Annotated in this window: 6 protein-coding genes; 2 read left to right on the top strand and 4 right to left on the bottom strand. The window is 59.5% G+C overall.

What is annotated here, in order from left to right; genetic code table 11:
* A partial coding sequence (locus tag R6T97_RS01020; RefSeq protein ID WP_410347453.1) for a tyrosine recombinase XerC occupies nt 1–624 on the top strand: 624 nt, incomplete at its 5' end.
* A 42-nt stretch (nt 625–666) separates the two neighbouring features.
* Entirely contained in the window at nt 667–1365 is a 699-nt protein-coding gene (locus tag R6T97_RS01015; protein WP_410347452.1) for a CDP-alcohol phosphatidyltransferase family protein, read from the top strand.
* Here R6T97_RS01015 and ileS read toward each other — a convergent pair whose 3' ends face one another.
* From ileS to R6T97_RS00995, 4 genes are all read right to left on the bottom strand, one after another.
* Nucleotides 1366–4356 carry an isoleucine--tRNA ligase gene (gene ileS, locus R6T97_RS01010; protein WP_410347451.1) on the bottom strand — a complete coding sequence of 997 codons (2991 nt, stop codon included), beginning with the start codon at nt 4354–4356 and terminating at the stop codon, nt 1366–1368.
* 219 nt (nt 4357–4575) lie between these two features.
* Complete coding sequence (locus tag R6T97_RS01005; RefSeq protein ID WP_410347450.1) at nt 4576–5499, bottom strand: prephenate/arogenate dehydrogenase family protein; 924 nt, start codon at nt 5497–5499, stop codon at nt 4576–4578.
* Nucleotides 5499–6584 (bottom strand): histidinol-phosphate transaminase, encoded by a 1086-nt coding sequence (gene hisC, locus R6T97_RS01000; protein WP_410347448.1) that lies wholly within the window; start codon nt 6582–6584, stop codon nt 5499–5501. The genes R6T97_RS01005 and hisC overlap by 1 nt, the downstream gene beginning before the upstream one ends.
* A gap of 104 nt (nt 6585–6688) precedes the next feature.
* Complete coding sequence (locus tag R6T97_RS00995) at nt 6689–8107, bottom strand: homospermidine synthase (protein ID WP_410347447.1); 1419 nt, start codon at nt 8105–8107, stop codon at nt 6689–6691.
* Nucleotides 8108–8158: the final 51 nt, after the last annotated feature.

Below are 8158 nucleotides of genomic sequence, written 5' to 3'. Positions count from 1 at the left end.
GAAGGGTTCGAGCCCACTGCCGTCCTCTCGACCCGCGCACCGAAGTTTCAGCGCAAACTGCCCCGCCCGTTGGAAGTGGATGCTGCATCGGCGATGATCGCGACCGTTGAGTTGCAATCAACCGAGCCTTGGATTGCGGCACGGGATGCCGCTGTGGTGACGCTTCTTTATGGCTGTGGCCTGCGGATATCAGAGGCATTGGGGTTGACCGGTGCAGATGTCCCACTTCCGCCAGTGCTGCGCATCATCGGTAAGGGTGGCAAGGAACGCATCGTGCCGGTGATTGACGCGGCGCGTGATGCGGTTGACGCGTATCTGCGACTTTGCCCCTATCGCACCACGCAAGACCAGCCCGTTTTCCGGGCCGTTCGGGGCGGTGTGTTGTCACCGCGCGTAATCCAGAAAGTGATGGAACAGGCCCGCCTGCAATTGGGCCTTCCCGCGACGGCGACGCCCCATGCCATGCGCCATTCCTTTGCGACGCATCTGTTGGCCGCAGGTGGAGATCTGCGCGCCATCCAGGAGCTTCTGGGCCACGCCTCTCTTTCGACCACCCAAGCCTATACCGCCGTGGATGCCGCGCATCTGATGTCGGTCTACGAAAAGGCGCATCCGAAGGCGTGACAATCGGTTGCCCCTCCGCCGATTTTCCCCCATGACAGAATAATGACACTTCGTACCAAAGCCCTTCTTGTGCATCTGTTCACCGCTACGGGCGCCGTTTTTGCCATGTTGGCCATGCTGGCCGCCGTCGAAGAAAAATGGGACCTGATGTTCCTGTGGCTTGTGGTTGCCTTCTTTGTCGATGGCATCGACGGACCGCTGGCGCGCAGATACAACGTGAAAACAAACGCACCTGCTTTTGATGGTGTGCTGCTTGATCTGATCATCGACTACCTGACCTACGTGTTCGTTCCCGCTTACGCGCTGTTCAAATCGGGCCTTCTGCCAGGCTGGACCGGGTGGTTCGCCATCATCATCATCACCTTCGCCTCTGCCATGTATTTTGCCGATACGCGTATGAAAACGAAGGATAATTCCTTTTTAGGGTTTCCGGGATGCTGGAACATGCTCGTGCTGGTGATCTTTGCATTGCAGCCGAACTTCTGGGTCTCGCTCGTGCTGGTGGGCAGCCTTGCGGTCACGATGTTCATGCCGCTCAAATTCGTTCACCCCGTTCGGACCGAAAGGTGGCGCGTTGTCACCTTGCCGATGGCACTGGGATGGACATTCTTTGCAGGCTGGGCCGCTTGGGTAGATTTCTATCCCAACAGCTGGGCGCATTGGGGCTTGGTTCTGACCTCGGTTTACCTGCTGGGCGCGGGTGTGGCCCAGCAGGTGTTCCCGGTCAAATCGCGCCGCTGATCAGCTCAACGCGTCGTCGCAGCGTCCGCAGACGCCGGGGTGGGCGTGGGTGCCCACATCCGGCAGGATTTTCCAGCAGCGCTGGCATTTTTCACCTTCCGCGCGGGCAAAGGCCACTGTGACATCAGCAACGTCATCCAACCGGAATGCACCTTCCGGTGCCGGTTCGGTTGAAACCGTGATGTCCGAGGTGATGCACAGATCGTCAAAGCTGACGGTACCAAGCAATTTCGCAGTGTCCGCGGTCACATAGACTGTCGGTGCGGCCTCAAGCGACGCGCCGATCACTTTTGCCGTCCGCTCTACCTCCAATGCCCCTGTCACGACGCGGCGCACTTTTCGTACTTCGGCCCATTTCGCCGCAAGTGCTGGATCGCGCCAGTCGGCGGGGGTCTCGGCAAAGTCTTCAAGGTGGACCGAACTGTCGTCCGCGCCGAACCGCTCCAGCCACACTTCTTCCATTGTAAAGGTCAGGATCGGTGCCAGCCATTTAGTCAGTCGATGGAACAGGATATCCAGCACGGTCCGCGCCGCGCGGCGGCGGGTGGTGTCGCCATCACAGTAAAGCGCGTCCTTGCGGATATCGAAATAGAACGCCGACAATTCGACCGTGGCAAAGGTAAAGACGGCCTGAAACACACCCTGGAAATCATAGCGCGCATAGCCTGCGCGCACTTGGCCATCCAGTTCGGCCAGACGGTGCAGCACCCAACGTTCTAGTTCGGGCATCTCGCTTGGCGCAATGCGATCAGTCGCGCTGAAATCCGAAAGTGAGCCCAGCATATAGCGCATGGTGTTGCGCAAGCGGCGATAGCTGTCGGCCACACCTTTGAGGATCTCATCCCCGATCCGCAAATCAGCAGTATAATCGGACTGCGCCACCCAAAGCCGCAGGATATCCGCGCCATATTGGTTGACTACTTGTTCCGGCGCGATGGTGTTGCCAATGGATTTGGACATCTTCATGCCCTTCTGGTCCAAGGTAAATCCGTGCGTCAGCACCCCTCGGTAAGGCGCGTGGCCGATCGTGCCACAGGCCTGCAACATGGATGAGTGGAACCAGCCGCGGTGTTGGTCGGTGCCTTCAAGGTAGAGGTCGGCCATACCATCCTCTGACCCGTCGGGGCGGTCGCGCAGCACGAATGCATGGGTCGAGCCGCTATCAAACCAGACGTCGAGGATGTCGAAGACCTGCACATAGTCTTCGTGGTTCACTTCACTGCCGAGGAAGCGTTCTTTCGCGCCTTCCCTGTACCATGCATCCGCACCTTCGTTTTCAAAGGCTTCGAGGATGCGGGCATTCACGGTCGCATTGCGCAGAAGGTAGTCTGGATCGGAGGGCTGTACATCTTTTTTCACGAAACATGTCAGCGGCACACCCCATGCCCGCTGGCGCGACAGCACCCAGTCAGGCCGCGCCTCGATCATCGAATAAAGACGGTTGCGGCCTGTCTTGGGCGTCCATGTCACCAGTTCGTCGATCGAGCGCAGTGCCCGTTCGCGGATCGTGGTGCCGTAATCATCCTGCCCGTCGCCCACCGGTCTGTCGATGGCGGCGAACCATTGCGGGCGGTTCAGACGGATCACTGGCGCTTTGGACCGCCAGCTATGCGCGTCTGAAATCGTGATCCGTTTGCGGCCCAAAAGCGCGCCCACTTCGACCAGTTTGTCGATGACAGCCTTGTTCGCCCCACCGGGCTTGCCGTTGGGTTTGAGGATGCTTTCACCGGCAAAGAACGGCAGATCAGCGCGATAGCTGCTGTCATCAAGGATGTTATAGGTCATCGGCAGGCCATGCTTGACCCCGATGGCATAGTCATCATCACCGTGGCTGGGGGCCGTGTGGACAAAGCCGGTACCGGCATCATCGGTCACATGATCGCCAGGCAGCAAAGGCACATCGAAGTCCCACTCACCTTCTGCGCCCTCGGCTCCGCGCAGCGGGTGGGCACAGACCAATGCTGCAAGTTCGTCTTGCTGCACATCGCGCAGGCGGCTGTACATCGTCGAATCCAGTCGCGCCGCCGACATCACGTCGTCTGCCAGAGCATCAGCCAACAGATAGGTTTCACCGATCCGCGCCCAACATTCTTCGGGGCGGCCAGTGACCTGATATAGCCCGTAGGAAATACCGGGGCCAAAGCAGATCGCACGGTTCTGCGGGATCGTCCACGGCGTGGTGGTCCAGATCATCACCTTTGCCGCCAGAAGCTGCGCCTCGCGCTTGAGCGCGGCTTCCATGATTGCCTCGCGGACATCAGGCGTTTCTTCTTCGTTGGCCAGTGCCGCCATATTATCGCGTTCGGGAGATGCCGCCGACACGATCCCGAACTTGACCCAGATGGCATCAGTCTGCCGGTCGTGATATTCGACCTCGGCCTCGGCCAGTGCGGTCTTTTCCACAGGCGACCACATCACAGGTTTTGAGCCTTGGTAAAGCGTGCCGTTCATCAGGAACTTCTGGAATTCCTCTGCAATCACACGCTCGGCGTGGAAATTCATCGTCAGATACGGATCGGCCCAATTGCCGGTGATGCCCAGACGCTTGAATTCTTCGCGCTGGATATCGACCCAGCCTTCCGCGAACTTGCGGCATTCCTGACGGAAATCGACGACATCCACATTGTCCTTGTCGCGGCCCTTGGCGCGGTATTGTTCCTCGATCTTCCATTCAATGGGCAGACCGTGACAATCCCAGCCCGGCACATAGCGGGCATCTCGGCCCATCATCTGCTGGCTGCGCACGACCATATCCTTGAGGATCTTATTCAGCGCATGGCCGATGTGCAGATGCCCGTTGGCATAAGGCGGGCCATCGTGCAGGGTAAAGGGCTTGCGGCCTTCGGCCTTGTCGCGCAGGCGGTCATAGACCCCGATCTTTTCCCAGCGCGCCAGCCACTCGGGCTCGCGCTTGGGCAATCCGGCCCGCATCGGGAAATCGGTGCGGGGCAGGTTCAGGGTTTGTTTATATTCGGGTGTTTCGGCGCACATGGGTGGCGTCCTTCAAGCAATCATTCTGGGGGATATCATCAGAGATCGGTGCGCGCACGCAGACACCTTTTCCCGGCAGGTTTGCGCGTTTCAAACCGCCGGGCAAATAATGCTTATGATCATCCGCCGCAACATGACCGCGCTTATAGGCCCGGCCTGCGCAAGGGTAAAGGCTCTGCAGGACAAAGGTGCTGCGCAAAATGTGCAGCACTTGCGGGTTTACTCCTTGGGGGGCTTCACGCGGCCAAAGTCGGGCGCGTCCGTATCTTGCCCTGCTTCGATAATGCCGCGCCGGATAGACCGTGTGCGGGTGAAGTAATCGTGCAGGTGATCGCCGTCACCCTGGCGAATGGCCCTTTGCAGCGCGAACAGTTCTTCGGTGAAGCGCCCGAGGATTTCCAGCGTCGCATCCTTGTTGTTGAGGAACACATCGCGCCACATCACCGGGTCAGAGGCCGCGATACGTGTGAAATCGCGAAAACCGGCGGCAGAGTATTTGATCACTTCGCTATCCGTGACGCGGCGCAGGTCGTCTGCCACACCGACCATGGTGTAGGCGATCAGGTGTGGCGTGTGACTGGTGACAGCCAGTACCAGATCGTGGTGATCTGCGTCCATTTCATCGGTCAGCGCACCCATGCCCTGCCATAGCGTCTCCAACCGTGCGACTGCCGCAGGGTCCGATCCTTCGACGGGCACAATGATCGTGTAGCGGTTATCAAAAAGTTCGGCAAAGCCCGATCGCGGGCCGGAATGTTCGGTCCCGGCCAGCGGGTGTGCCGGAATAAAGTGTACGCCTTGCGGAATATGGGGGGCAACGGCATCAATGACGGTGCGCTTGACGGAACCGACATCGCTGACGGTGGCACCCTGTTTCAGCGCAGGTCCGATTTCTTGCGCGACCGATTCCATCGCACCGACCGGCACACACAACACCACAAGATCCGCGTCTTTCACCGCGTCTGCCGCGCTGTCGCATACAACGTCGCACAGCCCGATTTCGCGCGCGGTATCGCGTGTTTCAGCCGAGCGGGCATAGCCAACAATCTCTCCTGCAAGTCCGGCGCGGCGCATCGCATGACACATGGAAGATGCAATCAGCCCAAGGCCGATCAAGGCTATCCGGTCATAGACCGGTGCCATCAGATGGCCCCTTTGAACTGAGCGATGGCATGTGCCACACGGCGGCAGGCGCTTTCGTCCCCAACGGTGATGCGAAGGCAATGCGGCAGACCGTATCCTGCAACCCGACGCACGATGATGCCGGCGCTCCGCAGATGATCGTCACATGCGTTGGCCTCTTGTTCATCGGTGAAACGGGCAAGAACGAAGTTCGCGGTGGACGTATCCGAAGGCACCCCAAGTTCGGCCAGCGCATTGGCCAGCCAATCGCGCCATTTGGCATTCTCCAGCCGGCATCTTTCGGTATGTTTGGTATCGCGCACGGCAGCCTCGGCGGCAGCGAGGGCAGCGGCAGACAGGTTGAACGGCCCTCTGATCCGGTTCAGCACATCAATGATCGCCTGCGGACCATAGCCCCAGCCAACGCGCATGCCGCCCAGCCCGTAGATCTTGGAAAATGTCCGTGACATAAAGACATTCTCGCGGGCCTCGACCAAGGCCTTGCCTGCATCGAAGCCATCGACGAATTCGGCATAGGCCCCGTCCAGCACCAAAAGCGCCTGCGGTGGCAGCCCTTCGGCCAAGCGTGCGACCTCGGCTTGCCCGATCATCGTGCCGGTAGGATTAGCCGGGTTTGCGATAAATACCAACCTGGTCTTATCGGTGCAGGCCGCGAGGATCGCGTCGACATCGACCACGCGTTCGTTCTCTGGCACGACCACAGGTGTCGCGCCACAGGCATGGGCATAGATCGGATACATCGAAAAGCCGTGTTCGGTGAACACCACCTCATCGCCGGGGCCTGCGTATGCCTCGGCCAGCAGCTTAAGTACGTCACCGGAGCCTACGGCGCAGAATACGCGGTCGGCATCAACACCCCAGACCTCGGCAATCGCAGCCCGCAGGCTCGCATGGTCGGTCGAAGGATAACGGTGCAGATCATGCGTGGCGCGCACCACAGCGTCTTTGGCGGCATCACTTGGGCCCAGAGGGTTTTCGTTGGATGACAGCTTGAGCACGTTGCTCACTCCGTCCAGATGCGATGCACCGCCCTGATAAAGCGCGATGTCCAAAATGCCCGGTTGAGGTTGAATGCCGTCAGCCATGAAAGTCCGTTCCCGTCTCGTTTCGCCCGTTCTAGCGCCCTGCTCCGTGCAACGCCAGTGCCAAGGCGCACTCCCCGCGCTGCACTTGGCTGCGGGCCTTTGCCTTAGGTCGCAAGTACGTTGCGGAACTGCCAAGGGTCGCTTTCGTCGATGTCCTCTGGAAACAGTTCCCAGCGGTCCTGCAATGGGGTCCAGTCGGTGTAATGGGCCTCGACCGGTCCCAGATAGGGGCGCTGCACTTCCAGACAGCGGATATGATCCATCTCGTCGGTTTCAACGATCCCGGCCTGCGGGTTTTCCAAGGCCCAGACCATGCCCGCCAGCACTGCCGATGTCACCTGCAGCCCGGTGGCGTTCTGATAGGGCGCAAGGGTCTTGGCTTCGGCATTCGACAGCCGCGAGCCATACCAAAGCGCGTTCTTTTCATGGCCGTAGATCAGCACGCCCAGTTCGTCGATACCGGTAACGATTTCATCGGGCTCGAGGATTTCATGCACCTGTTGCGGCCTGCCCGCACCGAACATTTCGTGCAGTGACAACACGGCATCGTCACATGGATGATACGCATAGTGACAGGTGGGGCGGTAATCGGGCGCTGATTTGTCGCCGACGGTGTAATAATCCGAAATGCTGACCGCTTCGTTATGGGTCACCAGAAAGCCGAACTGCGGACCCGGTGTAGGGCACCATGTATGCACCCGCGTGATCGCGCCGGGACGTTCGAACCAGATGGCAGCCTGACAGCCGACGTCATAGCGATGGGCCGTTTCAGGCATCCATTTCTCATGTGTGCCCCAGCCCAGTTCGGCAGGCTGGAAGCCTTCGGCGATGAACCCTTCGACGGACCATGTATTCACAAAGACATCGCGGGGCCGCGGCTTGGCGCGCGCCTGCGTGTCGCGTTCTGCGATATGGACGCCCTTCACGCCAAGCGACTGCATCAACGCCGCCCAACCGGCGCGATCCTCAGGCACGGGGTCATCGCGGCCCAGATCATTGGCGATGGTCATCAAGCCCTCTTTGACAAACCAGCTGACCATACCGGGGTTGGCCCCACAGCAACTGACCGCAGTCGGCCCGCCGGGGTTGGCCGCTTTTTCGTCACGCACCTTCTGGCGCAGCGCGTAGTTGGTACGTTCCGCATTGTCGGTCGTGTCAAAGTAGAAACCCGCCCATGGTTCGACGACAGTGTCGATATAAAGCACCCCGATCTCGCGGCAGTATTTCATCAGATCGAGCGAGGAGGTATCAACCGACAGGTTCATGCAGAAACCCTTGCCATCAGGAAACAGATCGCTCAGCACCTGCCGGTAGTTTTCCGGCGTCAGGGCGACCTGATGATGCGTGATGCCCTGTTCGGCCAGAAATGCAGCACTTTCGGGGTTCGGGTCGACCACACTTAGCTTTTCAGGATCATAGTCGAAATGTCGCTGGATCAGCGGCAGGGTTCCTTTGCCAATCGATCCGAAACCGATCATGACGATGTGGCCATCAATACGACCATGTGTGGGATGAGTGGACATGTGCAGCACCTTTTGTCTTGAAGCGGGCGAAGCGTAGTAACGGTCTATTCA

The sequence above is a fragment of the Yoonia sp. genome, assembly GCF_046498525.1.
Taxonomy (GTDB): domain Bacteria; phylum Pseudomonadota; class Alphaproteobacteria; order Rhodobacterales; family Rhodobacteraceae; genus Yoonia.
This window is presented reverse-complemented; position numbering and strand designations above follow the sequence as displayed.

What these genes read in the sequence shown, in the direction of transcription:
- ileS (WP_410347451.1), bottom strand. Translation starts at nt 4,356, where the DNA reads ATGTGCGCCGAAACACCCGAATATAAACAAACCCTGAACCTGCCCCGC.
- R6T97_RS01005 (WP_410347450.1), bottom strand. Translation starts at nt 5,499, where the DNA reads ATGGCACCGGTCTATGACCGGATAGCCTTGATCGGCCTTGGGCTGATT.
- R6T97_RS00995 (WP_410347447.1), bottom strand. Translation starts at nt 8,107, where the DNA reads ATGTCCACTCATCCCACACATGGTCGTATTGATGGCCACATCGTCATG.
- hisC (WP_410347448.1), bottom strand. Translation starts at nt 6,584, where the DNA reads ATGGCTGACGGCATTCAACCTCAACCGGGCATTTTGGACATCGCGCTT.
- R6T97_RS01015 (WP_410347452.1), top strand. Translation starts at nt 667, where the DNA reads ATGACACTTCGTACCAAAGCCCTTCTTGTGCATCTGTTCACCGCTACG.